The following is a 24,789-nucleotide window of genomic DNA, read 5'->3' on the forward strand; positions in this document are numbered from 1 at the left end:
CATGCTGATTGGCGTCTCAGATCGGGACGCTCTCCAGCCGGAAAGGTCACCTGCCCTACAGTTCCGAAACAGGGAGCCCTGAGGCCTGCCGCGGAGCACTCAGGTCGGCGGATCCTCAATAGCCGAGTCAAGCCGACGGGACGCCGCTCACCGTTTGAGAGCGGCGCCCCACCTGGCGCAGGCTCGATCCTCATCCTTATCAGGTCGATCACGCCGGGGCCGCGACGTTGGCCATCCGGCTCTCTGCTTGGGCCAATCGTCCCTGGAGATTCAGCGCCACCCGTCGCTGTTCGCCCTCGTTGGTGTCAGCCGTTGATGTCAGGCGCCAGGCTCGCCCTCGACAGATCCGCCCGACGCCCCAACTGTGTCTTTTCTCTGAGCCTGTCCACGACGAGCCTTGAACTCATCGAACTGTGCAGACAGGACATACAGGTAGTCCAAGAGCGCTTCTGCGAGATCAATGCTGTCAGACGCGTCTTCCCGTGTGACCTCGACCCCGGTGAAGTGAGCACCTTCGTTGCCGAGCACGCGAAGCGCTTGAGCCCACTCGAAGAGACGTCCATCGATCTTGCCTGCGCTCTTCAGCGCTTCCAGCATCTGGAACAGCTTGGCTCTTCCGCCCTGCTGAACGTTCTGATCCTTACAGACGCCCTCCAGCGTCCTTCGAACCATGGCAACCGCAGCGGTGTACGCCTTGACCGAGAAACACTTCCGTGCCTCCTCGTGCGCTTGGCGAAGCTGATGGGGAATCTTGGGGCTCAGGGCCCGCTGTTCCCGCTTCGTCGGCCAGACGACCAGTGGCTCCCCGTCCCAACCGCTTCCGATGTCCTCCTCCCAAGCAAGCAAGGGAGCACCACACTTGGTGCAGCGGCTCAGCTCGTAGAGAGCAGCAGGCTCCTGGAAGTCCTCGTGGATCATTGCGGCTTCGACCCGGGCAATGGCTGGCCCGGAGCAGTTCGGGCAGTTGACGAGAATGTCTCCGCCTACGTGGTCTTTGCGTGCCATAGCCGCAACCTACTCATCCAGCGCCGTGGACGGACACACATCCCTGAATCTGCCCGCTGAAGCGGCCGTGCTGCTTGCTCAACCCACCACTCACCCCAGCTCCCATCCCGTCTGCCGTCGACCCACACACCGTGGAGCGGGCGTGGTCCCTGGCGTCCAGGTGGAGCGCGCCACTGTACGAACGACCTGGACGCCAGGGGCCGCGTCTGCTCGGCTCTGCCTGGGTCGATGGCAGGCGGGATGGGAGCTCCCCGCGCACGCCACTACTCGGCCGGCACTCGCGAACGGCGCCCCCGCCATCTCGGAGCCTGAGCGCCCCCGCCGGAGGCATGTCTTTGAGCGTTGCCGCGCTCCGCGGTTCCCGACTCATGGCACCGGCCCTATCCACATGTGGGCGCGCGTCGGCGCAGCCCGGGCGGAGCGGGCCGAAGGCAGGAGCGGCGCCCGAGCGGAGCCGGGAAGCGCGCCCGGCGGAGCGGAGCGCAGCCGGGGCTTGATGAGGTAGAGAAACCTGTAACAGCTTCGCTGTCGCCGGGTCAGGCTGAAGATGCACCGCTGGTCAGGAGTCGGCTTGTGAATCCGGCTCGGCAAAGGCGCTCGTACGCTTCGAGCACGTCGGCAGGTAGGGGCTGGCTGATCATGAAGCCCTGCTCCGGGTAGATCATCAACCGCTGGAGCGCGCCGACCAGCATGTCGATCACCAGACGGGCGTCACCGATGGAGTCGACGTACTCGTCGAGCGTCATCGGACTGGAGGCGCTGACGACCTCGACTCCGGGCCAGAGCTTCCGCGCGGTGGCGTACGCCCGCCGCTCCTCGTACGGCTTGCTGATCAGGAGCACCGAGGACACCTCCACCCCGGCCTCCTCCAACAACTCTCGTGAGAAGCGGATGTTCTCGCCCGTGTTGCGTGCGCGAGGCTCGACCAGAACGTCACTGCTGGGGACCCCGAGTTCCACTGCCCGCTCCCGGTAGTGGACGGCCTCGCCGCGGGGCATGCGTTCCCGTGTCGTGGGGCTCGTGGCGCCGGTGAAGAGGAGCAGGGGGGCCATGCCGCGCTTGTACAGGTCCACTGCTCTGTCGGCTACGCCCAGGTCGTGGCTGCCAAGTCCGATGGCTACCGAGCACGGCCGGGGAGAGTGGCCCATCTGGTGGTAGTCCCACACGCGTCGGGCGTCTGCCCAGTTCTGTGTCGAGATCACTGCTGCCCCTTCCTGTCCTTGGCCGAGTCGGGCACCTTGAAGTCGTACTCCCATGCGAAGCGGGATGCCGCGTGGACCCCAACGGCGAATTCCACGACGGTGCCTGCGGCCGTGTACGTCGTCCGGTGCAACTCGACGACGGGCTCGCCCGGCGGTAGCTGCAGCTGCTTCACCTCGTCCGGTGTAGCAGCACGGGCAAAGAGTCGCTCCCTCATGTGATCGATCTCGTAACCCGCGTCGTACAGCACGCGAAATCCGCCGCCTCGGCCGGCGGGCCCCGGCGTGGGATCCACCAGGCGTGTTCCCTCAACATGCTCGGGACGGTAGTAGCTGGTCAGCGTGTGTGTCGGCTGGTCGCCTTCCTTGACCAGTCGCGCGCGGGCGTAGACCTCGGCGCCTTCCGGCAGCCCATGTGCGGCCGCCACCTCCGGTGGCGCTACAACGCGAGTGACCGTCTGGGTCTGCTCGTTCCGCCGGTACCCCCGTCCGGAAGCCACACGGTCCGCAATGAAGGCGACCTCGTCGCCGTCCCGCCACTTCGCCTTGTCGTACCTGGCGATGCCGAGACGCTTCAGAGGCACTCGCTCCCGCACCACGGTTCCGTGACCGCGAGAAGACGTCACCAGGCCCTCGGCCTCAAGAGCCTTGTACGCCTGGTGGACGGTGGACTTGGAGCCCTCACCCGCTGCGACCAGCTCCCTGATCTGCGGGAGCTGCTGGCCGGGCTCGTACTCACCCCTGTTGATCTGTTCAGCCAGCTTGTCCGCCAGCTCCCGCCACTTGGGCGTCATTGCATGACTCCTCTCGACACCACCAGTCAAGCACAGTCCCAGGACTGTTGACAGTCCTAGGACTGCGTGCCACAGTCTTGCCAAGCCCACCGCAGTCCTAGGACAGCGGGAAGGAAAGGCCTTCTTTGGGCTGCTTCAAAGCCGTGAGACATCAGGAGTACCCATGCCGTCGTTCAAGATCGACACTTCGTCCGCTGTCGTGTTCGTGGCGACCGCACCCGTGCCGAAGCTGGCCAACGCCAAGACGGGTGAGCGGGCCATGGACCGGGAGACCGGCGCCCCGCTCTCGACCGTGGGTCTGCTGGTCTCGGACGAGGGGGAGGGGAACCTGTACCAGGTCACCATTCCGGAGACGGGTTACCAGGAGGGTCTGGCGCCGGGCATGCCGGTGAAGGTCGTCGGCCTGAAGGCTCGTGACTGGGAGAACGAGTTCAACGGCCAGAAGCGGCACGGGATCTCGTTCCGTGCGGTCGCGATCACCCCGGTGGCCTGACCATGAGTGACCTGACGATGTGGCTGGAGGCCACGGGAGCCTTAGCGGGCGCCGGTGGTCTCGGCTACGCGAAGGTACGCGCCCCGCGCGTGTACTGGTCGCTGGTCGGGATGCCGGTCACCTGGGGCCGCTTCCTCATCTCGTACCGCTCGACGATGGATGTCTGTGGGCTGACGGTGCATCCGTCGGGTCTGCGGGCGTTCATGACCCGCAACGTGGCCCGCCGTGAGGTGCAGCCGGTCCCGCCGAAGATCCGCCGGGTACGCGGCACCTCGACCGGGCTGCGGGTGACCCTGCGGCTTCCCGCCGGTCTGGAGCCCGCGGATGTGATGGCTTCCTCGGAGCGGCTCCGGCACGCCTGGGGAGTGCACTCGGTGACCGTGGTCGAGACGAAGCCCGGTTTCGTGGAACTGCGGATGACCGGCTATGACGTGCTGCGCCGGGTGCGGATGCCCCGCAAGGCCCGCCCGCACGACATGGCCGTACCGGTCGCGGTGCGCGAGGACGGGACCGCCTTCGAGCGGGACTACCGCAAGGCCCCGATGGCGCTCACTCTGGGCGCGAATCACTCGGGCAAGTCGATGTATCAGCGCAACCTGATCAAGGGGCTGGCGCAACTGCCGGTGGCCCTGGTCGGGATCGACTGTAAGCGCGGGGTGGAACAGTCCGCGTTCGCGCCCCGGCTGTCGGCGCTGGTCACCACTCCCGACGATGCCGCCTCGCTGCTCGGCGTGCTGGTCGCGGAGATGGAGGACCGCTTCGACCTGCTGAGTCGTCACGGCGTCTCGGACCTGTGGGAGCTGCCCGACGAGGTGCGGCCGGTGCCGGTGGTCGTCCTGGTCGACGAGGTGGCGGAACTGTTCCTGATCTCCTCCAAGAAGGATGAGGAGCGCCGGGAACGGATCGTGACCGCGTTGATCCGGCTCGCACAGATGGCCCGCGCCATCGGTATCCATCTGGAGGTCTGCGGGCAGCGCTTCGGCTCCGACCTGGGCAAGGGCGCCACCATGCTGCGTGCTCAGCTCACCGGCCGTGTGGTGCACCGCGTCAACGACAAGCAGACCGCCGAAATGGGCCTGGCGGACGTGGCCCCGGACGCCGTACCGGCCGCAAGCCTGATCCCCATGAACCGCCCCGGAACCGCTGTCGCGGCGGACCCCTCGGGCGGCTGGTCGAAGATCCGCACCCCGGAAACCTCGCGGGACGAAGTGGTATCCGTCTGCCGGGAGTTCGCCCACCTGGTCCCGGCCCTGCCGTTCCTCGAACCGTTCCGCCCCCACCTGCCCGCCGGGGCGCCGGCCGCCGGTCCGTCGCTGGTCAAGCCCCGCCCGGTCACCGAGTAACACCCCGTACCGCCACGGACGGCGCGACCGCATCGCGCCAGGTCCCTACCCCCGCCATGCCGATGGGCGGCCCGACATCGATCTCCGCCCGCCCCGGCCCCACTCCCTGAAGGGAGGTGCCCACGTGTCTCGCTCGATCCGCCCGGACGCCGTTCTTATCCAGGCCGTCATTGCCGGTGCGTTGTCCTTCGCCCACCTGCACGACCTGGCCGAAGCTGCCGGACAGACAGGCTGGAAGGCCTGGGCCTACCCGGTCTCGGTTGATCTGCTCCTGGTCGCCGCCTGGCACCGGCTGCGCACAGCCCGCCGCGACCGCTCCGCCTGGACCTGGTTTGTCATCGCCCTGGCTGCCTCGCTCGGCGCGAACATCGCCACCGCAGGCCTGCTCGACCTGCACGACGTGCCCGCGTGGCTGCGCATCCTCGTCGCTGGCTGGCCCGCGCTGGCCTTCCTCGGCGGGACCCTCCTGGTCCACTCCCCTGCCGAACCGCCCGCCCCTTCGGCACAGCCTGTGGACGACGAGCCAGCCGTGCCGGAAGTCGAGATCCACCGCACGGCCGAAACCGCCCCCGGCCTCTCACCCGACCCGGAGCCTGCGGCGACCGTGCCCGAGCTGACTCAGGCCCCGCCACAGTCCGCTCCCAGTGCCCCTGCTGTTCCGGCCGCGCTGCTCGACCACGCCCGGAAGATCGCCGACGCCCACCAGGCCTCTACCGGGTCACCGATGCCCGCCGAAGCCCTGTCCGCCCGGCTCGGTCTGCCCGCCCCGGTGGCCGACGCCATCGCCGCCCAACTCCAGCTCGCCTGATCCGAAGGGAGAACCGCCTGTGCCTGCTTACCGCCGCTTCCGCAATGTGATCCGCATCGGCCCCGTGCAGGTCGCCACCGCCTACGACGGCCGGGGCCGCGACAAGCACACCGCCGCCTGCACTGCGCCCGGCTGCGGCTTCGCCGCCGACTACGACACCCGCGCCGGCGCCGAACTCGCCGCCCGCACCCACCGCTGCAAGGTCTGACAGGAGACCGCGCCATGGACGTACCGCTCTGGCTCGCCCTGCTCGTCGTCGGATGGCTCGGCGTCAAGCTCGCCCGCCCGCCGTGGTGGCTGGTGGCCGTGCTCCTGGTCGGCGGCTACCTCGTCGCCGGAAGTTTCCTCGCCCCCGCCCTCGCCACCGTCCTCAAGTAGAAGGGAACCGCCTCGTGTTCACGCCAAAGTACCCGCCCCAGGACACCGCACCCCCGGTCAACGCCACGGGTGCCCCGACGGTCGCCCGCCACCCGGCGCCCGTCCAGCCGACCCCGCCCCCGGTCGCGCCCGTCTCGAACCGGCCGACGGTCCAGCTCACCCCGGGCAGCGCGCTTGCCCTTGCCGCTGGCGGTGGCGCGGTGGTCCTCGTCGTCGGCGCAGTCCTGGTCTCCATGCTCCTCGCGGTCGCCATCACCGGCGTCTCCATCGCCGTGGTCGCGGTCGTCTTGCGCCTGCTCGTCAAGGACCTGAACAACCACCGCTGAACGGCCCCCGGAGCGGCCTCGGTCGCCAAACTTCCGCCGCTCCGGGCGCCTTCCCACCTTCCACACCCAACGGACATGAAAGGCAAGCTCATGATGCCCCAGCACGCTCCCGCCGTGCGGATCTGCCGCGACTGCGACGGCTTCGCCGCCGTCGTCATCACCACCGGCAGCCGCCACGCCGACGGCACCCGCGTCACCCTCACCGTGGGCTGCCCGGCCTGCCATGGCACCGGCAACGCGCCTGCCGCCCGCTTCGCCCGCGTCGGGAGGTGACCGCCGCCATGAGGACCATCACCACCTCAGCTCACCTGGAGCCGGACACCACCGCCCGCGTGAGCGTGTTCGCTCCCACGCCCGAGGATGAAGGCTTCGTCAGCCTCCGTGTCGGGGGAGAGTTCATCGACCTTGCGCTGATCGCCCGTCCGGACACCGCCGACGCCCTGCGCGCCCTGGCCCGCGCCGCTGAGGAAGCCGCCTCGGTCCTCGACCGGATCGCCGACACCACCCCGGACGGTGCCGTGTGACCGACACCGCCACCATGGCGGGCCTGGACCCGGCCACCCTCGCCGACGTGCTGAGGCTGGCCGGGTCCACCGGCTTCGACCGCATCCAAGACCAGATCCGCCGCACTGGCGGCTGCTCCGACCCCATCCACCTGCAAGGCACCACCGTCACCCGCGACGCCACCACCGGGCAGGTCCTGCACTCCTACTCGACCGACACCGAGCCCGGCGGACGGCTCCGCGTCGCCTGCGGCAACCGCCGGGCCTCCCGCTGCCCGGCCTGCGCCTGGACCTACGCGGGCGACACCTACCATCTGATCCGCGCCGGCCTCGTCGGCGACCCCGCCAAAGGCACCCCGCACACCATCCGCGACCACCCCAGGGTCTTCGCCACCCTCACCGCGCCCTCGTTCGGCCCGGTCCACAACCGCCCCGGAAACCGGCCCTGCCGCTGCGGCACCCGCCACGGCGAGGACGCACCCGAACTCGGCACCCCGCTCGACCCCGACGGCTATGACTACGCGTGCGCGGTGCTGTGGAACAACCACGCCTCCGAGCTGTGGCGCTACTTCACGATCTACCTGCGCCGCGAGATCGCCAAGCGAGCCGGGCTCACACAGAAGGCTGCCAAGGAACAGTCCCGCGTCTCCTTCGGCAAGGTCGCCGAGTACCAAAAGCGCGGGGCCGTCCACTTCCATGCCGTGATCCGCTTTGACGGACCCGACGGGCCGAACGACCCGCCACCGGCATGGGCCACCCTCGACCTGCTCACCGACTCCATCCATGCCGCCGCCGCCCGCGTCGCGGTCGACGTGCCCGCCGCCGGGGACCAGCCCGCCCGGACGCTGCACTGGGGCACGCAGCTCGACGTGCAGCCGATCGGCGCCTTCGGCCACGGCGAAGAGATCACCGAACAGGCCGTCGCCTCCTACGTCGCCAAGTACGCCACCAAAGCAGCCGAGACCACCGGCACCGTCGACCGCCGCATCGGCAACAAGGAAGCGCTGGTCCTGCTCGGCGTGCCCGACCACCCTGCCCGGCTCATTGAAGCCTGCCTCGACCTGCACGCGCTCTACCCGGACCGCAAGCTCCGGGACTGGGCTCACATGCTCGGCTTCCGCGGCCACTTCTCCACCAAGTCCCGCCGCTACTCCACCACCCTCGGCGCCCTCCGCCAGACCCGCGCCGACTACCGCGCCGCCCAGCAACGCGAAGCCCTCGGCCTGCCCGACCTCGATGACGACGAAGCAACCACCCTGACCCTCGCCCACTGGTCCTACGCCGGGCACGGCCACACCCCCGGCGAATCCTGGCTCGCCGCCAACATCCGCCGCGACATCCAACACAACCGCGAAACCGCTCGTGAAGAACTGCCCACCCTGCTCGCCGACGAAAGGAATTGTTGACCATGGCGTCAGAGCTGCCGAACCGGTTCCTGACCCCTGAGGACCTGGTCGAGATGTTCGAGCTTCCCAGCGTCGAGACGGTCTACCAGTGGCGCCGGAAGCACACCGGCCCCCGCGGCTTCCGGGTCGGCCGGCACCTGCGCTTCGACCCGCGTGACGTGCGGGCCTGGGTGGACTCGCAGCTTGCGGAGGCTGCCTGATGGCTGGCCATATCCAAGACCGCTGGTACAAAACCGAGCCAGGACCCGACGGCAAGCCGGTGAGGGTCAAGACCGACCGCCACGGCAACGGACTCCGCTACCGGGCCCGGTACGTCGGCCCGGACGGCACCGAGAAGAGCAAGTCCTTCCCAGACCGTCAGAAGCGGCGGGCCGAAGAGTGGCTGGCCGAGACGGCTGCCGACATGTCCCGTGGTCAGTACGTGGACCCCAGGGCAGCGCAGACCACTTTTCAGCAGTACGCGGAGCGCTGGATCACCGGACAGACGACCGACCTGAACACGCGCATCGGTGTGGAGACCCGGCTTCGGCTGCACGCCTTCCCGCGTATCGGGGCTCGACCGCTCGGGTCTTTCCGCCCGGTCCACATCCGCGAGTTCGTGCGCGACCTGGAGAACGGTCCGATGGGGGGCACCTACGCCCGCAACATCTACGCCAACGTCCGTGCCGTTCTCTCGGCGGCCGTGGATGACGGCTTTCTCGCCCGTAATCCGTGCTCGGCAGCGTCAGTGCGCCCACCCGCCGTCTTGACCCTCAGGGTCGTGCCCTGGCTTCCGTCCCAGGTACGTGCGGTTCGAGACGCCCTGCCCGAGCGCTACCAAGCCATGGTCGACGTCGGCAGCGGCTGCGGCCTCCGACAGGGCGAGATCATCGGTCTGGCGGAAGACACCCTGCAGCTCGACAGCGACACCCTCCGGGTCACCGCTCAGGTCAAGCTGATCCGGGGGGTCGCGGTCTTCGCTCCGCCCAAGGGCAACAAGGAGCGAGACGTACCGCTGCCGTCCTCGGTCGCCACCGCCTTGCGGCGGCACATGGAGAATCACCCGCCCGTAGCAATCAAGCTGCCGTGGGCCAGGCCGGACGGTCCTCTCACCGAGCGACGCCTGATCTTCACCAACACTGCCAGCGGCATCGTCTGGCGAAGCAACTTCAACATCCAGGAATGGAAGCCCGCCCTCGCAGCCGCCGGCCTCATCCCGACGCCCGAACCCGGAAAGCCGTACGCCTCCGCCCGGCAGCACGGAATGCACGCCCTTCGCCACTTCTACGCCTCCGTCCTCCTGGACGCGGGCGAGAGCATCAAGGCCGTGAGCGAATACCTCGGGCACTCCGATCCGGCGATGACGCTGCGGGTGTACGCCCACCTGATGCCCAGCAGCACCGAGCGCGCCCGCCGGGCCTTGGACGGCGTCTTCGGCACGGCCCAGGAGCCCTGACGGCCCAGGGACGGCCCAGCGGGCACAAGACGGCCCCCTACTGGCGACAACATCGCTGGTAGGGGGCTTCTTCATGCCCGGAGCACATCAGTTCTCCGGGCTTCGGCATAACCCTCCCAGTGTCGCAGATCAACTCCGGTTGCCCAGGCCGGAGGGAGGTGGGGGCGGTCACCCGTGGGTGCCGACTGTCAGCGTTGGCCGGCCTCGGACGACCCCCAGTCCTTCCACCACGGCGCGCCTGGCGGAGCGCCCACGACGGGCTCAGCCACATCGCGGCAGCCACCCCTAGGCGGTGATCCGCTCACGCTGCCGCATCCGTGACGGCGGCGGTACGGCGGCCCGGCTCCGCCGGCCCTTCCTGCCCGACCTCGGCGATTGGCCCGAGCACCACCCCTGCGCTGCTGGCCTGATCTGCAGGAATACCGATATGGCCATTGACGGCAGCGCTCGTGCCACGAGAACCGCTCAGCGATACCGCGGCGCTCGACCCCATGACCTCGCGGTGGCTTTCCCTCCTTGCCCGCACGCATAGGCGGGCCCTCCGGGTGGCTCGTGGGTGGCCCCAGTATCGCCTTGATGGAATCTACTTGCCCATCCGGAAAGTACTTTGCCATGATGAAAGAGCGACAGTTCACCTCCGTCATGTGAAGGGCTTGCGTGTCATGAACAGCATTGGAGCAAGGCGACCGGACCCCGAGGCGGCCGCCGCCGCCCTACGGAGCTCGAAGGCCGCGCAGGCCGCAGCCCAGCGCCCCCGTGCGCTGCCGGGCTGGTTCCCCGTGGTGCAGGGCCTGCTGTGCGCGGGGGGATTCGCCGCCCTAGGCCTGTCCATGGCCGACTCCGAGTGGGAAGGGCTCCTCATCGTCATCGCCCTCGTCTGCCTCGCCGGCCTGCTGGGCGCGAGTTGGCTGGGTATGCACCACGGCGGGGTGGCCCCCTGGTTCGCACCCCGTGACACGAGGTCGTCCTGGTTTTCCCGGGGCCTGCCTGCCGTACCGATCGCGGTCGGTCTGCTCGCGCTGATCCCCTACGGCATGACGGGCGGCCTCGTCGGTTTCGGGATCACCGCAGGGCTGGTCACCTGGGCACAAGGCTTCAGGCGCCAGGCCCAGGCCCAGGCGCGGAAACCCTCATGACCGGCCCGATGATCCCCCCCGCTCTGGACAAGGAGATCCACCACCCCACACGGCTGACCGTGGCGGCCTTCCTCTCCGGCTGCGCGGAGGCCGAGTTCGGCGCCGTGCGGGACTACTGCGGCGTGTCGGACTCCGTGATGAGCAAGACGGTCGCGGCTTTGGAGAAGGCGGGCTACGTGAGCGTCCGCAAGGGGTACCTCGGCAAGCGCCCGCGCACCTGGATCTCACTCACCCTCCAGGGCCGCCAGAGGCTCGCCTCACATCTGGCCGCCCTGGAGGAGATCGCCGGAGCCGCCCGCAGAGCGGGGGCCGAGGGCACGGCACCCGACACGTGATGCCGGGCCCGAGCGCTTCGCCGCCCCCACTGTCCATGGCCCCCGAACGCGGGAAAGCACCGCTGGGCGCCTACGGGGGTGCAGACGCCCAGCGGTGCTTGTCCGTCACTGCCCGTTCGGCAGCCCCAGTTCATCGTGTCCGTGACACCGGCACCCGAGATGGCGCTGACGTCCGCCACCGCAGCCGGCGCTCAGTGGCCGTGATCGGCTTTTCTGTGCGCGTCGTTGCGGAGCAGGTGGGGAGGCGGGATGGGCGCTGGTGGAGATGTCGGTTGTCGAGGTCGACCTCATCTCCGCTCACTCTGGCGGTGCATGGGTGGCCGATCGAGTACTTCGACGTACATGATCCGGCTGTCCACGACGTCCAGGCACAGCATGCCTCGTGAAGGCAGGAGCGGCACGCACCGATGGCCGGCGCCGTATGGCTGCCCCTGTGGATGAGCTGCGGTCTGGAAGCTCTGGCAAGAGGCATCGCCGCAGCGGCACTCGTCAACCAGACGAAGATCCCACGCACAATTGGCCAGCTCACGTTCTCCTTCGTTCTCCAGAAGAGTGATCAGCTCTGACACGAGATCCGGGAAGACATCACGGACAAGGGGGTGGTCCTGCTCCATGACCGCAGGGTAGCCAGAGACGGGACAGCCTCAGGCCCGCCGTCAACTATCAACTGGACCAGAACGTCAAGCGCCGGCTGGGATCCGACACCGTTCGAGTGTGCGATCACAGGGCGAACGGCTCGTAAGACATGGCCCGGTCGACGACCTTCTCCGCCGTCAGCTGCGGATCGTGGTCCCAGAAGACGTAGTCGCTGATGTGTGGGCAGCCAAGTCCGCGAGCGAGTGCTGCGATGATCTCGTCGGCTTCGGCCTCGTCGGCGTAGTCGGCGTTCATGAGCCGCTGGACGAGGTGAATGCCTTTCTCTCGACTCATGTTGCGGGACGTCATGCCGCCTCTGTGTCGGGTGTCTGCCCCACGGAGAGGGACGCAGTCGCGTCTCGGGTTTCCGGTGTGGCGATGATGCGCCGGGACATTCGCGGGAGCGTGAGCTCCGAGATCTGCTCGGGTGTGTGGAGGCGAAGCTTTTCAGCTCCTCGGTCTGCGAGCTGATCCTGGTCGGCTCGTCCTGGCCGAGCCGACCGCCGTCGAACAAGTACAGCACCTCGTCGCCTTCAGTCTGGTTCGGGGCCCAGTCGCCCGCGTGCAGACGCCCAAGGGGTGGGGCGATGCCCAGTTCGACGCACGTGCCGCTCGCGCGAGCCCAGCCGCGCCGCTGTGACGTTCAGGGCCTGCCGAATGAGACCGCCTGCAAGGATTGAGCGGACCATCACACGAGACGAGGGGCGAGCATGCTCGTGCTCATACTGTCGGCAGTCGTTCTGCTCATCATCGGCGGCTGCGTCTGCGTCTTCTGGGCAGCCCGGGGCGACGCCCCTCGCTGGGCACGTGGCGTGGCCAAGGCGACGCTGATCGGCGGCGAACTGGCCCGCAGCGCGAGCCGGAGTTCCCGCACCCAGCACAGCGGCGGGGACGACTAGGGGCTGACCTGGGAACCGCGTCCAGCGCCGGCAAGGACCCTGGCACGACGGCGGAGATGCCGGCCGTGCCGCGCGACAACGACCGGCAGGGCCCCGTCGCCGGTCGGCCCAGGCCGTCGCTCCAAGCAGGTCGAGGATGTGAGGCCACACGGCCTTGCCCAGGAGTGCGTCGGCTCCGGCGCCACGGATGCGTCGGCTCCGGCGCCGCGGAACCGAGTGTTCCCGTTCGAGGAGCCGGGCACCCGCGAGCAATGACGTCCTTCTACGCGGCACCGGTGCAGCTGGCGGACAAATGGCAGGGCCCCCCGTGGTTCAAGTGGGCCTTTCTCGGCGTGTGGGCGCTCTGCGGCGTGTTCGTCCTCTTCAAGCTGCGGCAGAACGGCTGGAGGTTCCCCCGGCGGCGCTGAGCCGCGCCGCCGGAGGGCAGTGCCCCCCTCGCCCCTCCCCCTCCGCCCTCGCTCCTACTCGGCCGTGTGCTCCAGCCGGTCCTTCAGGAGCTGCTCGTTGCGTGGGAGTTCCTTGCGGACCTGGGGGCGTACGACGAGCGGGACCAGGACCTTGCCCATGCCGTGGCCCTCGAAGTCGATGTCGATCGTGACGTGCGAGCGGCGACCCTCGTCGTAGGGCTCGACCTCGCCGTGCACCTGGGCCCGTACGGGGCCGTCGACACCGCGCATGCCCCAGCTGTGCGGCGGGTCGTACTCGGTGACCTCCATGGTCATCGGCATGACGCGGCGGCCGACGTGCCGGGTCACCCGGACCTTCGAGCCGATGCCGACGGGCCCCTCGTCGAGGCGCTCCGCTGACACCGCGCTCAGCTGCCACTCCGGCATGTGGCCGGCGTCCATGACGTACTGGTAGACCTCCTCGGGGCGGCGGTCCACGTCGATGCTCTCTCGAATGATGGCCATGATGGCCTCCTTTGGGAGGTACATCTGAATCGTCCCACTTCATGCCTCCGGACGTCTCCCCGAGACGGCAGCGAGCCCCCGACCGGAAGGACGGGGGCTCGCTGACAGAAGTACGCCTCAGCCGGACCCGACGAACAGCACGAGCAGCAGCCACACCACCGGAGCCGTGGGCAGCAGCGAGTCGAGCCGGTCCATGATGCCGCCGTGCCCCGGCAGCAGCGTGCCCATGTCCTTGATGCCGAGGTCCCGCTTGATCATGGACTCACCGAGGTCACCGAGTGTGGCGGTGACCGCGACCGCGAGGCCCAGCACCAGGCCCTGCCACCAGGCACCGTCGTCGATGAGGAACTGCATGCACAGCGCCCCCGCGACCATGGCGAAGGAGACCGCGCCGAGCAGGCCCTCTCGGGTCTTGCCGGGGCTGATGCGCGGGGCGAGCTTGTGCCGGCCGAACCGCCAGCCGACGGCGTACGCCCCGGTGTCACTGACGACCGTGAGCAGCAGGAAGGTGAGCACCCGCTGCGGCCCGTCGTCGGCGGTCAGCATCATCGCGACGAAGGTCGCCAGGAACGGCACGTAGAACGCCGCGAAGACACCCGCGGTGACGTCCCTCAGGAAGCCCTCGGGCGGTTCGGTCATGCGCCAGACCAGGACGGCCAGTGCCGTGAGCGCCATCGCCACCCACGCGCCCTCGGCGCCCCGGACGTACCCGGCGACGACCATCGCGGCACCACCGAGCGCGAGCGGTACGAGGGGCGCCCGGATGCCCTTGCGCTCCTCCAGCCGCTTGGTCAGCTCCCACAGGCCCACCACCACGGCCACCGCGACGACACCGACGAACACGGCCTTGACGACGAACAGCGAGGCGACGATCACCACACCGAGCCCGACACCGACCCCTATCGCGGCACTCAGGTCTCGACCCGCGCTCTTCTTGGACGGCTTGGGCGCCGGCTGCGGGGCGTCGGGCATGGGCTCCGGATTCGTGTCGTTTCGGACCGGGGTGCCGCTCAGCCGAGCAGCCCCCCGGTCGTCATCCTGGTTTCCGCCGAATGCGGTCACGTCGGGCACGATGGGCATGGGGCGAGTCTGAGGCGCTTCATACGCATCGTATGCGGGACCCGCCGGAGCGGCCCCTTGGACGTGCCCCTGGCCCGGGCCCTGGACGTGCCCGTGACCATGCCCTTGGTCGGTGGGCTCCCAGTACCCGGCCTGTGGCGGCGCCCCCCAGGAAGAGTCGTTCATCAGACCTCGAGCAGCTCCGCTTCCTTGTGCTTCAGGAGCTCGTCCACCTGCGTGACGTACTTCGCGGTGGTGTCGTCGAGCTCCTTCTCCGCACGGCGGCCCTCGTCCTCGCCGACCTCGCCGTCCTTGATCAGCTTGTCGATGGCTTCCTTGGCCTTGCGGCGCACGGAGCGGATCGAGATCTTCGCGTCCTCGCCCTTGCTCTTGGCGACCTTGATGTACTCGCGGCGGCGCTCCTCGGTGAGCTCGGGGAACACCACACGGATGATGTTGCCGTCGTTACTCGGGTTGACGCCCAGGTCGGAGTCGCGGATCGCCTGCTCGATGTTGCGCAGCGCGCTCTTGTCGAACGGGGTCACCACGGCCATGCGCGGCTCGGGCACGGAGAACGAGGCCAGCTGGTTGATCGGCGTCGGCGCGCCGTAGTAGTCGGCCACGATCTTGTTGAACATCGCCGGGTGCGCACGGCCGGTGCGGATCGCGGCGAAGTCCTCCTTGGCGACCACGACGGCCTTCTCCATCTTCTCCTCGGCTTCGAGGAGGGTCTCTTCGATCACCACTTGCTCCTGCGTGTCTTGAGTAGGCCCGGCTGCGGTTCCATGTGGGGCGGCGGCCGGCTGCGTCGCGTCTTCTTCCTGCACGGTTCCCGACCGGCAGGACATTGTCCATCCCCCGGCCCGGCTCCGTCCCGTCCGTCCCCCGGACGGGGTTGTACCCGGGGTGTCAGTCCCGGCTGCCGGGGTCCCCCACCAGCGTGCCGATCTTCTCACCCTTGACGGCACGTCCGATGTTGCCCTCCGCCAGCAGCTCGAAGACCACGATCGGGAGCTTGTTGTCGCGGCACAGGGTCACGGCCGTGGCGTCGGCGACCTTCAGATCGCGCGTGATGACCTCGCCGTAGCCGAGGTGATCGAACTTCACCGCGTCCGGGTTGGTCTTGGGGTCGGAGTCGTAGACCCCGTCCACACCGTTCTTGCCCATCAGCAGGGCCTCGGCGTCGATCTCCAGGGCGCGCTGGGCGGCGGTGGTGTCGGTGGAGAAGTACGGCATGCCCATTCCGGCGCCGAAGATGACCACGCGGCCCTTCTCCAGGTGCCGTACGGCGCGCAGCGGGATGTACGGCTCGGCGACCTGGCCCATGGTGATGGCGGTCTGCACCCGGCAGTCCACGCCGACCTTCTCCAGGAAGTCCTGGAGGGCGAGGCAGTTCATGACCGTGCCGAGCATGCCCATGTAGTCGGAGCGGGCCCGGTCCATGCCGCGCTGCTGGAGTTCGGCGCCGCGGAAGAAGTTGCCACCGCCGATGACGATCGCGATCTCCGCGCCGTCACGTACGACGGCCGCGATCTCGCGGGCGATCTTGTGCACCACGTCGGGGTCGACGCCCAGGCCGCCGCCACCGGAGAAGGCCTCTCCGGACAGCTTCAGCAGAAACCGGCCGCGCACTTTGCCGTCGTCGCTCTTCTGGGCCTTGGTGGTCATGGGGGATCCCGCCTCTTTCACGTGTTGCACATACCAAGAAGGCCATTGCCGGTGGGGCGTGTTTCGCATCCCATACGGCAATGGCCTCCTCGTCAGATCTGCTGTCGTCCGCCACTGGTGTGACGGCGTACGCGGACGACTGCTGTCGACCCTATCGGGGTCGGGCGTCGAGCGCGGTACGGACTCAGATGCCGACCTTGATGCGCGTGAAGCGCTTCAGGGTGACACCGGCCTCGTCCAGGATCTTCTGGACGGACTTCTTGTTGTCGAGCGCGTACGGCTGGCCGAGCAGCGTGGCGTCCTTGAAGAAGCCGTTGAGGCGACCCTCGACGATCTTCGGCAGGGCGGCCTCGGGCTTGCCCTCGGCGCGGGTGGTCTCCTCGGCGACACGGCGCTCGGACTCGACGACCTCGGCCGGGACGTCCTCCTTCGAGAGGTACTTCGGCGCGAAGGCGGCGATGTGCTGGGCGACGCCCTTGGCGATCTCGGCGTTCGGCTTGTCCAGCTCGACGAGGACGCCGATCTGCGGGGGCAGGTCAGGCATCGTGCGGTGCATGTACGCCGTCACGTAGCCGTCGGCGAACTGCGCGAAGCGGTCCAGGACGATCTTCTCGCCCAGGTTGGCGTTGGCCTCGTCGACGAACGCCTGGACGGTCTTGCCGGCCTCGATCTCGGAGGCGAGCAGGGCGTCGAGGTCGGCCGGGGAGGTCTTGGCGACGTGCTGCGCGATCTGGTTGGCGACGGCCTGGAACTTCTCGCCCTTGGCGACGAAGTCCGTCTCGCACTTCAGCTCGACGATGACGCCGGAGGAGTTGTCGTCGGCGATGATCGAGACCACGGCGCCGTTCTCGGCGGAGCGGCCCTCGCGCTTGGCGACGCCCTTCTGGCCCTTGATGCGGAGCGCCTCGACGGCCTTCTCGACGTTGCCCTCGGCCTCGTCCAGCGCCTTCTTGCAGTCCATCATGCCGGCGCCCGTGAGCTCACGGAGCTTCTTGACGTCGGCGGCGGTGTAGTTCGCCATGAGTCTGTGAATCTCTCTCGAAGTCTGGAAGATCGAAGATCTGCGGATCCTGCGGTCGCGCCCTCATGGAGCCTGAGGGCGCTGTCCTTCCGCTGACCTACGGGTGAACGGCGGGAGCGGACTTCACCGCGCCGAGGGCGCTGGTGTACGCAGTACCGCTCCCGCCGTCACCACGGGACTGACGGGGTCAGGCCTGCTCGGCCTCGGCCGGCTTGTCGCCCTCGGCCGGCTTCTCGGCCTCGGCGGCGGGAGCCTCGGCCGGAGCGGCCTCGGCGGCGGGGGCCTCAGCCGGAGCGGCCTCGGCGGCGGGGGCGGCCTCGTCGGCCTTCTTCTCGCCCTCGAGCAGGTCGCGCTCCCACTCGGCCAGCGGCTCGCCCGCGGCCTTCTCGCCCTTGCCCTCGGTGGCGACACCGCTGCGGGCGATGAGGCCCTCGGCGACGGCGTCGGCGATGACGCGGGTGAGCAGGGTGACGGAGCGGATCGCGTCGTCGTTGCCCGGGATCTTGTAGTCGACCTCGTCGGGGTCGCAGTTGGTGTCGAGGATCGCGACGACCGGGATGTTCAGCTTCCGGGCCTCACCAACGGCGATGTGCTCCTTCTTGGTGTCCACGATCCAGACGGCGCTGGGCACCTTCTGCATCTCGCGGATACCGCCGAGGGTCTTCTCCAGCTTGGCCTTCTCGCGCGAGAGCACGAGAAGCTCCTTCTTGGTCAGACCGGACGCGGCGACGTCCTCGAAGTCGATCTGCTCGAGCTCCTTGAGGCGCTGCAGACGCTTGTAGACGGTCGAGAAGTTGGTGAGCATGCCGCCCAGCCAGCGCTGGTTGACGTAGGGCATGCCGACGCGGGTGGCCTGCTCGGCGATGGCCTCCTGCGCCTGCTTCTTCGTGCCGACGAACATGACCGTGCCGCCGTGGGCGACGGTCTCCTTGACGAACTCGTAGGCGCGGTCGATGTACGACAGCGACTGGAGCAGGTCGATGATGTAGATGCCGTTGCGCTCCGTGAAGATGAAGCGCTTCATCTTCGGGTTCCAACGACGGGTCTGGTGACCGAAGTGGACGCCGCTCTCCAGCAGCTCCCGCATCGTGACGACGGCCATGGCCGTATCTCCTTGATTTTCTCGGTTGTGCCGCGGATGCCGGACGGCTTCCGCGCCTGACGCCCACTGCGCGCCGTTCCACGAGGGACCGAGGGGCGCTGATACGGGCCCTTTGCCGGGGTTCGTATCGGGGCGTGCGAAGTCGACCCGATGGCTCGGGTCGCCACCAGAAGTGTACGGGACCCGCGGGGTACCGGGTGACGCCGTTGTCCACAACCGGCGGGTGATCCACAGCCGAGGTCCGCACGGGGTGAGGGTCCGGGACGCTTTGCCCATGCGAGTGAACCGGTGTGTCCGCGTGTGTACGCGTCTGATCCTGCTGCTGATCCTCACGGCGTGGGCCTTGCTGGCCCCACCGCCTCGGCTGCTCGCGGCAGGCGCTCCCCTCGGGGACCCCGCCGTTCCGGCGGTCGGCCGCGCATGGCCCGTGGGCCTGCGTCCTCCGGTCCTGCGCGGGTGGGAACCCCCGGCGACGGTCTACGGCCGCGGCCATCGGGGTGTGGACCTGGCGGCGGCACCGGGAACGCCGGTGCGGGCGGTGGCTGCGGGCCGGGTCTCCTTCGCGGGCAGGGTGGCCGGAAAAGGAGTGGTCTCGGTGGAGCTGGCGGACACCGGCGAACCGCCTCTGCGCACGACCTACGAACCGGTGACGGCGTCGGTGGAGGAGGGCGACGAAGTGGCACCGGGCGAGGTGATCGGCACGGCGGACGCGAACGGCTCGCATTGCACGGCTACGTGTGTGCACTGGGGCTTGCGTCGCGGGGAGACATACCTGAACCCCCTGTCGCTCCTGCCCCCGTGGTTGCTCAGCCGGGGCCCGTCCAGGCTGCTGCCGGTGTACTGACCCGGCTGCGGGCAGTCGTGCCGCCGGGGCGACGGGATTCCCCCTGCTCGAGCGAAGCCGGGAGCCTTGGGGAGGGTGGGCGCGGCGCACCCCGCTCCGCCGGGCTGCGGACCCACCCGCGCCGGGCGCGGACGCGGACGCGGCTCAGCCCCGCACACCCCGCAGCGCCATGGACACCGCCGCATCCGCGATGGTCGCCGGCTCCTCCGCCGCCCCCAGTTCGATCCTGCGCACGGCCGCGTCCACCACTCCCTGCACCAGCATCGCCGCGAGCCGAGGCTGCTGGTGCCCCAGCTCGCCCAGCGCCTCGACGATCATCGCGACCAGCCCGCCGTGCGCCGCCCGGATCTTCTCCCGCGCCCCCGCGTCGAGTTCACTCGCGGAGATCGCGACCACGGCCCGGTGCCGCCGGTCCCCGACGAGCTCCAACTGCTGCCGCACATATGCCTCGACCTTGGCCTCGGCCGTCTCCGCCCGCTCCATCGCGGCCGACACGTCCGCCGCCCAGACCGGGAAGTCGACCTCGCACAGTTCCTCGACCACGGCCGCCCGTGACCGGAAGTACTCGTAGACGGACGAACGCGCGAGGCCGGTGCGCTCGGCGAGGGCCGGGAAGGTCAACGCCTCCGTACCGCCCTCGGACAACAAGGAACGAGCCGCGTCCAGCAGGGCGGCTCGCTGCATCGACCGGTGCTCGGCCACGGAGGCCGCTCGAATCCTTGGCACGTCAACACTCTACGGACGCGCCCCGCCGCGCGGGAGTGGTTGATGCCGACCCGAGGGCATCCGGCCGCGTCAGCGGCCGAAGCTCGCCAGTTTCGCTCTGAGCTGCAGCACCGACTTGGTGTGGATCTGGCTGACCCGGCTCTCCGTCACGCCCAGCACGTTCCCGATCTCGGCCAGGGTGAGGCCCTCGTAGTAGTACAGCGTGACCACGGTCTTCTCCCGCTCGGGCAGTGTGTTGATCGCCCGTGCCAGGAACCTCCTCAGCTCCCGGTCCTCGGCCACCTCGACGGGGTTGTCGGCGGCGGTGTCCTCCAGCGTGTCCATGACGCTGAGCCCGTCGCCGCCCTCACCGCCCCCGTGCAGCAGCTCCTCCAGGGCCACCACGTTGGCCAGCGACAACTGGCTGAACACCGCATGGAGTTCCTCGACGGCGATGCCCATCTCGCCGGCCACCTCACCCTCGCTCGGCGTCCGCCGCAGCCGCGCCTCCAGCGTGGCGTACGCCCGCTCCACGTTGCGCGCCTTCTGCCGCACCGAGCGCGGGATCCAGTCCAGCGCCCGCAGCTCGTCGATCATCGCGCCGCGGATCCGGGTGATCGCGTAGGTCTCGAACTTGATCTCCCGGTCGATGTCGAACTTCTCGATCGCGTCGATCAGCCCGAACACCCCGGACGAGACGAAGTCCGCCTGCTCCACATTGGACGGCAGGCCCACGCTGACCCGCCCGGCGACGTATTTCACCAGCGGCGAGTAGTGCAGGATCAGCTGCTCCCGCAGCCGCTCGTCCCCTGTCGCCTTGTACGACCGCCACAACTCGTCGAGCGTCGAGGGAGCGGGCGGCCGCACGCTGCCACCGTCACGGGCGGCTGGGGGGATCGCCGCCCGGTCGGACCCGGAGGTGTGCTGGGGCATTCGTCGCCTTGTGCCGTTCTGCTGCGGAGTGGTGCTGCCGAGGTGAGCTGTCTGTCTGATGTCGAGTTGCCTGTCCGTGTCGGGACCCTCGCGAGCGTAGCGTGACTGTGGCGTCGCGGTGCGCGAAGGGCAGAGGCCAGAGCGGGCGCAGATACGTTCCTCAGGACGCCCCCTCGGGGTGGCGCGGTCGCTCGGCGTGATCACCGCAGGGCCTCAACTGGGCGCATTTCCAAGGGATGTCGGGGTTCCCCCGGACGGCCGAACACAGGCCGTCAGCACGGCCCGCGAGCGTCGCGGACCGACATCACCGCCTGGCGTGTCAACTTCCAGCCGTCGCCGTGTCGTTCGACGTAACCGAGTGCCCGGAGTTCGTACAGTCTCGCGATCGCGTCGTCCGGTGCGGTCCGGGCGGAGCGCGCGATCTCGTCCGGCCCGGCCGTGCCGCGTCCCGGCAGCGCGTCGAGCACCTGCCGGCCGGCCGGCTCCAGCAGGTCCCGGGGCAGGACGGGGCCCCGCCGGTCGGGGGCCAGCTCTCCCATGCCGCCGACCAGTTCCACGACGTCCGCGACGTCGGTGACCAGGACGGCCTCCCCGCGCAGCAGATCGTGCACTCCGGCGGACAGGGCGCTCGTGGCCGGGCCCGGCACACCCATCGTGTGCCGGCCGAGGCGCTGTGCCGCCCGCGCGGTGACCAGGGAGCCGCTGCGGTGGGCCGCCTCGACCACCACCGTGCCGCGGGTGAGCGCGGCGATCACTCTGTTCCGCAGGATGAACCGGCTCGGCGTGGGGTGGTCCCCGGGTGGCAGCTCGCCGATCACCAGCCCCTGTTCGGCGATCCTGCCGATCAGCTGGGTATGGCCGCGGGGGTAGGGGCGGTCGACGCCGCAGGCGAGGACGGCGACGGTGGCGCCGCCGGCTCCGAGGGCTCCTCGATGGGCGGCACCGTCGACTCCGTAGGCGCCGCCCGACACCACGACCCAGCCCCGCTCGGCGAGCCCGGCGGCGAGGGTGGCGGCCATGTGGGCCCCGTACTCGGTGCAGGCCCGGGCACCGACCACGGCGACCGACTTCAGCGCCCACATCCGCAGACCGGCCCGCCCGCGCACCCACAGCCCCAGGGGCCGGGCGTCCCCGAGATCGTCGAGCTGTCCCGGCCACTCCGCGTCCCCGGGGGAAACGAACCGCACGCCGGCGTCCCGGGCGGCCGCCAGATCCCGGCGTGGCCGGGCGGCCTCGGCCCGGGCCACCAGCCCGGCCCACCGCTTCCCGCTGACCCCCGGCAGAGCGGTCCCGCCCTCCCCCAGCCGCCGCACCACTTCCCGGGCCCCGAACTCCCGCACCCACCGCCCGCCGACCTCGTCCCCGGGCTCGATGACCCGGGTGAGAAGGACCCGGCAGAGCAGGTCGTCGTCCGTCATGTGCGGAGTCCTTCCAGGATCGCTCCCCGGCGCACGCCCGTGCGCAGTTCCAGCGCCCAGTTCACGTCGTTCGACGACGGCCTGTCGCGCCCTCCCAGGTCGGCCAGGGTCCAGGCGACGCGGAGCACCCGGTCCAGCCCTCGTGCGGTCAGGAGTCCGCGGTCCAGATCTTGCTCGGCTTTGGCGAGGGCCCCGGACTGGACACGCCACCGGGTACGGAGTTCATGTCCGGGCACTTCACTGTTGGTCCGCCAGGGCGTCCCCTCATAGCGTCGTGCCGCACGTTCGCGCGCCACCTTGACGCGTTCCGCCACGGTCGTCGACGTCTCGGCGCCGGTGTGGAGCTGCAGCAGCTCTGCCCTGGAGACCGGTTCCACCGTCACTCGCAGATCGACGCGGTCCATCAGGGGGCCGGACAGGCGCGCGCGGTATCGCTTGATGGTGGAGGGCCGGCACTCGCAGATGTCATCGCCCCTTCCGTGCCTCCCGCAGGGGCACGGATTGGCCGCGAGGACCATGAGGAACCTCGCGGGCATCCGCAGCAGGCCGGCGGCACGAGCGATCACGACATGGCCTGATTCCAACGGCTGGCGCAGGGCGTCCAGCACACTGCTGTGGAACTCCGCGGCCTCGTCGAGAAACAGCACACCGTGGTGAGCAAGAGAGACCGCGCCAGGCCTGGGCAGGCCGTTTCCACCACCGACGAGCGAGGCCATGGTGGCCGAGTGGTGGGGAGCGCAGTACGAGGGCCTGTCGACCAACGGGTGGCCTGACGGCAGAACTCCGGCCACGGAGTGAACGGCTGTGACCTCCAGGGACTCCTGTCGGCTCAACTCGGGCAGCAGCCCCGGCAGCCGCTCGGCCAGCATGGTCTTGCCTGCGCCCGGAGGCCCCTTGAAGAAGACGTGATGCCGGCCTGCCGCTGCCACTTCCAGGGCGGCCCTGGCCATGTGCTGTCCGGCCACGTCCGCCAGATCGGGTGTGTGATCACTGGTCACGGCGCCCAGCCCGGTGCCCGGCAGGGCCAGGCCCGCCAGGAAGGGGTCGGAACGGATCTCCCTCGGCACGGGCTCTTCCTCGGGTACCGGCTCGTCGGTCAGAACCGCGATCAGCTGTCGCAGGCTCCGCACGCCCAGCACCGAAACACCCGGTACCAGCGAAGCCTCGGGCACCGCACCCTCCGGCACCACCACCTGCTCATATCCCGCCTCGGCGGCCGCCAGCACCGCCGGCAACACCCCCCGCACCGGCCGCACCCGCCCGTCCAGCCCCAGTTCGCCGATCATCACGATGTCGGCCAGGACCTTCGGGTCGATGCGCTCCGCCGCACCGAGGACCGCCGCCGCGACGGCCAGGTCGAAGCCGCTGCCGGACTTCGGCACCGAGGCCGGGCTCAGGCCGACGGTGAGTTTCTTCTGGGGCCAGGCCGCGCCCGAGTTGACGACCGCGGCGCGTACTCGGTCCTTGCTCTCCGTGAGGCTCTTGTCGGGCAGCCCCACCAGCGTGAAGGCCGCGACGCCTGGTTCGAGGTCGGCCTGGACCTCGACGACCACCCCCTCGACGCCCACCAGCGCCACCGAACACGTACGGGCGAATGCCATTCAGGCCACCCCCCGCACATGTTCGACCACGGCGGCTCCGCGGGCCGGCAGCAGCACGCCGACCACGTCGATGCGGACCCCGCCGGGCGGTGCGCCCCCGTGTGTCTGGATCCACCGCTCGGCCAGGCCCCGCAGCCGCTCCGCCTTCTGCGGTGTCACGGCCGCCATCGGATGCTGGAAGGGCCCCTCCCGGCGGGTCTTCACCTCGCAGACGACCAGGACGTCCCCGTCCCTGGCCACGATGTCGATCTCGCCGGTCCGGCCGGAGCGCCAGTTGCGCTCCAGCACCGTCAGTCCGGCCTCGGCCAGCCGTCGTGCGGCCAGACCCTCCCCGTACCTGCCCATGGCACTGCGTGCCAGATGTGCGGTCATGTCGGCACCACCTCCGGCGCCAACGATCACGCACCCGCCCCCACGAAGTGGATCTTGGTGGACGGCCCGGCGACTGTGGAAAACCTCGCCACCCGCCCGGGTGACCGAGCCCCCGTCACCCGCACGGCCCTCACCCGCTGGGCAGCTCCAGATCGCTCTTGTTCAGCTCCTCGATGTTCACGTCCTTGAACGTGAGCACTCGCACCTGCTTCACGAACCGCGCCGGCCGGTACATGTCCCAGACCCAGGCATCCGCCATCGAGACCTCGAAGAACACCTCACCTTGGACCGAGTGCACCTGCATCTCGTAGTCGTTGGTCAGGTAGAAGCGCCGCTCAGTCTCGATCACGTATTTGAACAGACCGACGACATCGCGGTACTCCCGGTAGAGCTTCAGCTCCATCTCGGTCTCGTACTTCTCGAGGTCCTCGGCGCTCATGGCATGTTCCCCTTCAGCCG

Annotated in this window: 33 protein-coding genes; 16 read left to right on the forward strand and 17 right to left on the reverse strand. The window is 69.5% G+C overall.

All coding sequences use genetic code 11. The features are described from left to right. Window positions 1–318: 318 nt before the first annotated feature. From ACZ7EG_RS29335 to ACZ7EG_RS29345, 3 genes are all read right to left on the reverse strand, one after another. Window positions 319–1,005: a DUF4145 domain-containing protein gene (locus ACZ7EG_RS29335; protein WP_471085252.1), complete on the reverse strand. Its 687-nt coding sequence runs from the start codon at window positions 1,003–1,005 to the stop codon at window positions 319–321. 536 nt (window positions 1,006–1,541) lie between these two features. Next, on the reverse strand, window positions 1,542–2,207 hold the full coding sequence (locus tag ACZ7EG_RS29340) for a YdcF family protein (RefSeq protein WP_471085255.1): 666 nt from the start codon (window positions 2,205–2,207) through the stop codon (window positions 1,542–1,544). After that, window positions 2,204–2,998, reverse strand: coding sequence for a GntR family transcriptional regulator (locus ACZ7EG_RS29345; RefSeq protein WP_471085258.1), 795 nt, complete (start codon window positions 2,996–2,998; stop codon window positions 2,204–2,206). The genes ACZ7EG_RS29340 and ACZ7EG_RS29345 overlap by 4 nt, the downstream gene beginning before the upstream one ends. 163 nt (window positions 2,999–3,161) lie before the next feature. Between ACZ7EG_RS29345 and ACZ7EG_RS29350 the strand changes: the two genes are divergently transcribed. The 13 genes from ACZ7EG_RS29350 (at window position 3,162) to ACZ7EG_RS29410 (ending at window position 11,161) form a co-directional block, all read left to right on the forward strand. Continuing rightward, window positions 3,162–3,491 (forward strand): SCO3933 family regulatory protein, encoded by a 330-nt coding sequence (locus tag ACZ7EG_RS29350; RefSeq protein ID WP_062929322.1) that lies wholly within the window; start codon window positions 3,162–3,164, stop codon window positions 3,489–3,491. 2 nt (window positions 3,492–3,493) lie between these two features. Beyond that, entirely contained in the window at window positions 3,494–4,834 is a 1,341-nt protein-coding gene (locus tag ACZ7EG_RS29355; RefSeq protein ID WP_471085261.1) for an FtsK/SpoIIIE domain-containing protein, read from the forward strand. A gap of 124 nt (window positions 4,835–4,958) precedes the next feature. Then, a complete protein-coding gene (locus tag ACZ7EG_RS29360; protein WP_471085264.1) occupies window positions 4,959–5,642 on the forward strand; it encodes a DUF2637 domain-containing protein in 684 nt (227 codons plus the stop codon). 19 nt (window positions 5,643–5,661) lie between these two features. Next, entirely contained in the window at window positions 5,662–5,850 is a 189-nt protein-coding gene (locus ACZ7EG_RS29365; protein ID WP_369196901.1) for a mobile element transfer protein, read from the forward strand. A gap of 14 nt (window positions 5,851–5,864) precedes the next feature. Next, window positions 5,865–6,020, forward strand: coding sequence for a hypothetical protein (locus ACZ7EG_RS29370; protein ID WP_191846588.1), 156 nt, complete (start codon window positions 5,865–5,867; stop codon window positions 6,018–6,020). A gap of 14 nt (window positions 6,021–6,034) precedes the next feature. Further along, window positions 6,035–6,346 carry a SpdD protein gene (locus ACZ7EG_RS29375; protein WP_397931417.1) on the forward strand — a complete coding sequence of 104 codons (312 nt, stop codon included), beginning with the start codon at window positions 6,035–6,037 and terminating at the stop codon, window positions 6,344–6,346. Window positions 6,347–6,439: 93 nt separating this feature from the next. Then, entirely contained in the window at window positions 6,440–6,619 is a 180-nt protein-coding gene (locus ACZ7EG_RS29380; protein WP_397931448.1) for a hypothetical protein, read from the forward strand. A gap of 8 nt (window positions 6,620–6,627) precedes the next feature. Then, window positions 6,628–6,870, forward strand: coding sequence for a hypothetical protein (locus ACZ7EG_RS29385; protein ID WP_397931415.1), 243 nt, complete (start codon window positions 6,628–6,630; stop codon window positions 6,868–6,870). Further along, entirely contained in the window at window positions 6,867–8,255 is a 1,389-nt protein-coding gene (gene repSA / locus ACZ7EG_RS29390; RefSeq protein ID WP_471085270.1) for a replication initiator protein RepSA, read from the forward strand. The genes ACZ7EG_RS29385 and repSA overlap by 4 nt, the downstream gene beginning before the upstream one ends. A gap of 2 nt (window positions 8,256–8,257) precedes the next feature. Next, entirely contained in the window at window positions 8,258–8,455 is a 198-nt protein-coding gene (locus ACZ7EG_RS29395; RefSeq protein WP_062929315.1) for a helix-turn-helix transcriptional regulator, read from the forward strand. After that, complete coding sequence (locus ACZ7EG_RS29400; RefSeq protein ID WP_471085274.1) at window positions 8,455–9,690, forward strand: tyrosine-type recombinase/integrase; 1,236 nt, start codon at window positions 8,455–8,457, stop codon at window positions 9,688–9,690. The genes ACZ7EG_RS29395 and ACZ7EG_RS29400 overlap by 1 nt, the downstream gene beginning before the upstream one ends. A 662-nt stretch (window positions 9,691–10,352) precedes the next feature. After that, window positions 10,353–10,826 (forward strand): hypothetical protein, encoded by a 474-nt coding sequence (locus ACZ7EG_RS29405; protein ID WP_471085277.1) that lies wholly within the window; start codon window positions 10,353–10,355, stop codon window positions 10,824–10,826. Window positions 10,827–10,834: 8 nt separating this feature from the next. Continuing rightward, window positions 10,835–11,161, forward strand: coding sequence for a transcriptional regulator (locus ACZ7EG_RS29410; protein ID WP_471085280.1), 327 nt, complete (start codon window positions 10,835–10,837; stop codon window positions 11,159–11,161). 287 nt (window positions 11,162–11,448) lie between these two features. On the opposite strand, the gene ACZ7EG_RS29415 is transcribed toward ACZ7EG_RS29410, so the two are convergent. Next, the gene (locus ACZ7EG_RS29415) at window positions 11,449–11,775 is read right to left on the reverse strand and encodes a hypothetical protein (RefSeq protein ID WP_471085283.1); all 327 of its coding nucleotides are present in this window, start codon (window positions 11,773–11,775) and stop codon (window positions 11,449–11,451) included. Between the two features lie 106 nt (window positions 11,776–11,881). After that, window positions 11,882–12,091: an e9imm peptide gene (locus ACZ7EG_RS29420; protein ID WP_471085286.1), complete on the reverse strand. Its 210-nt coding sequence runs from the start codon at window positions 12,089–12,091 to the stop codon at window positions 11,882–11,884. Between the two features lie 416 nt (window positions 12,092–12,507). Between ACZ7EG_RS29420 and ACZ7EG_RS29425 the strand changes: the two genes are divergently transcribed. Together ACZ7EG_RS29425 and ACZ7EG_RS29430 are read left to right on the forward strand one after the other, a co-directional pair. Beyond that, entirely contained in the window at window positions 12,508–12,696 is a 189-nt protein-coding gene (locus tag ACZ7EG_RS29425; protein WP_471085289.1) for a hypothetical protein, read from the forward strand. 251 nt (window positions 12,697–12,947) lie between these two features. Next, entirely contained in the window at window positions 12,948–13,103 is a 156-nt protein-coding gene (locus ACZ7EG_RS29430; RefSeq protein ID WP_471085292.1) for a hypothetical protein, read from the forward strand. Between the two features lie 54 nt (window positions 13,104–13,157). Here ACZ7EG_RS29430 and ACZ7EG_RS29435 read toward each other — a convergent pair whose 3' ends face one another. From ACZ7EG_RS29435 to rpsB, 6 genes are all read right to left on the reverse strand, one after another. Then, window positions 13,158–13,607, reverse strand: coding sequence for an SRPBCC family protein (locus ACZ7EG_RS29435; protein ID WP_471085295.1), 450 nt, complete (start codon window positions 13,605–13,607; stop codon window positions 13,158–13,160). Between the two features lie 117 nt (window positions 13,608–13,724). Continuing rightward, window positions 13,725–14,852 carry a phosphatidate cytidylyltransferase gene (locus tag ACZ7EG_RS29440; protein ID WP_471085298.1) on the reverse strand — a complete coding sequence of 376 codons (1,128 nt, stop codon included), beginning with the start codon at window positions 14,850–14,852 and terminating at the stop codon, window positions 13,725–13,727. Continuing rightward, window positions 14,852–15,409, reverse strand: a complete 558-nt coding sequence (gene frr, locus ACZ7EG_RS29445) for a ribosome recycling factor (protein WP_471085301.1) — start codon at window positions 15,407–15,409, stop codon at window positions 14,852–14,854. Before frr ends, ACZ7EG_RS29440 begins: the two co-directional genes overlap by 1 nt. Window positions 15,410–15,575: 166 nt before the next feature. Continuing rightward, the gene (gene pyrH, locus ACZ7EG_RS29450; protein WP_030852122.1) at window positions 15,576–16,334 is read right to left on the reverse strand and encodes a UMP kinase; all 759 of its coding nucleotides are present in this window, start codon (window positions 16,332–16,334) and stop codon (window positions 15,576–15,578) included. Between the two features lie 184 nt (window positions 16,335–16,518). After that, window positions 16,519–17,355, reverse strand: a complete 837-nt coding sequence (gene tsf, locus ACZ7EG_RS29455; protein WP_053668724.1) for a translation elongation factor Ts — start codon at window positions 17,353–17,355, stop codon at window positions 16,519–16,521. Window positions 17,356–17,542: 187 nt separating this feature from the next. Then, the gene (gene rpsB / locus ACZ7EG_RS29460) at window positions 17,543–18,457 is read right to left on the reverse strand and encodes a 30S ribosomal protein S2 (RefSeq protein ID WP_471085305.1); all 915 of its coding nucleotides are present in this window, start codon (window positions 18,455–18,457) and stop codon (window positions 17,543–17,545) included. A 274-nt stretch (window positions 18,458–18,731) separates the two neighbouring features. On the opposite strand from rpsB, the gene ACZ7EG_RS29465 reads away from it, so the two are divergent. Then, window positions 18,732–19,301 carry a murein hydrolase activator EnvC family protein gene (locus ACZ7EG_RS29465; protein ID WP_471085308.1) on the forward strand — a complete coding sequence of 190 codons (570 nt, stop codon included), beginning with the start codon at window positions 18,732–18,734 and terminating at the stop codon, window positions 19,299–19,301. A 144-nt stretch (window positions 19,302–19,445) separates the two neighbouring features. Here the strand turns inward: ACZ7EG_RS29465 and ACZ7EG_RS29470 are convergent, their stop codons facing one another. From ACZ7EG_RS29470 to ACZ7EG_RS29495, 6 genes are all read right to left on the reverse strand, one after another. Further along, window positions 19,446–20,003, reverse strand: a complete 558-nt coding sequence (locus ACZ7EG_RS29470; protein ID WP_351631666.1) for a TetR/AcrR family transcriptional regulator — start codon at window positions 20,001–20,003, stop codon at window positions 19,446–19,448. A gap of 93 nt (window positions 20,004–20,096) precedes the next feature. Then, window positions 20,097–20,939 carry an RNA polymerase sigma factor WhiG gene (gene whiG, locus ACZ7EG_RS29475; RefSeq protein WP_471085311.1) on the reverse strand — a complete coding sequence of 281 codons (843 nt, stop codon included), beginning with the start codon at window positions 20,937–20,939 and terminating at the stop codon, window positions 20,097–20,099. A gap of 272 nt (window positions 20,940–21,211) precedes the next feature. Continuing rightward, window positions 21,212–22,357, reverse strand: a complete 1,146-nt coding sequence (dprA, locus tag ACZ7EG_RS29480) for a DNA-processing protein DprA (RefSeq protein ID WP_471085314.1) — start codon at window positions 22,355–22,357, stop codon at window positions 21,212–21,214. After that, on the reverse strand, window positions 22,354–23,958 hold the full coding sequence (locus ACZ7EG_RS29485) for a YifB family Mg chelatase-like AAA ATPase (protein WP_471085317.1): 1,605 nt from the start codon (window positions 23,956–23,958) through the stop codon (window positions 22,354–22,356). The genes dprA and ACZ7EG_RS29485 overlap by 4 nt, the downstream gene beginning before the upstream one ends. After that, window positions 23,959–24,360 (reverse strand): YraN family protein, encoded by a 402-nt coding sequence (locus ACZ7EG_RS29490; protein WP_352096912.1) that lies wholly within the window; start codon window positions 24,358–24,360, stop codon window positions 23,959–23,961. 100 nt (window positions 24,361–24,460) lie between these two features. Next, window positions 24,461–24,769 carry a DUF2469 domain-containing protein gene (locus ACZ7EG_RS29495; protein WP_003993268.1) on the reverse strand — a complete coding sequence of 103 codons (309 nt, stop codon included), beginning with the start codon at window positions 24,767–24,769 and terminating at the stop codon, window positions 24,461–24,463. Window positions 24,770–24,789: the final 20 nt, after the last annotated feature.

This window comes from Streptomyces sp. NPDC037100 (assembly GCF_055606225.1).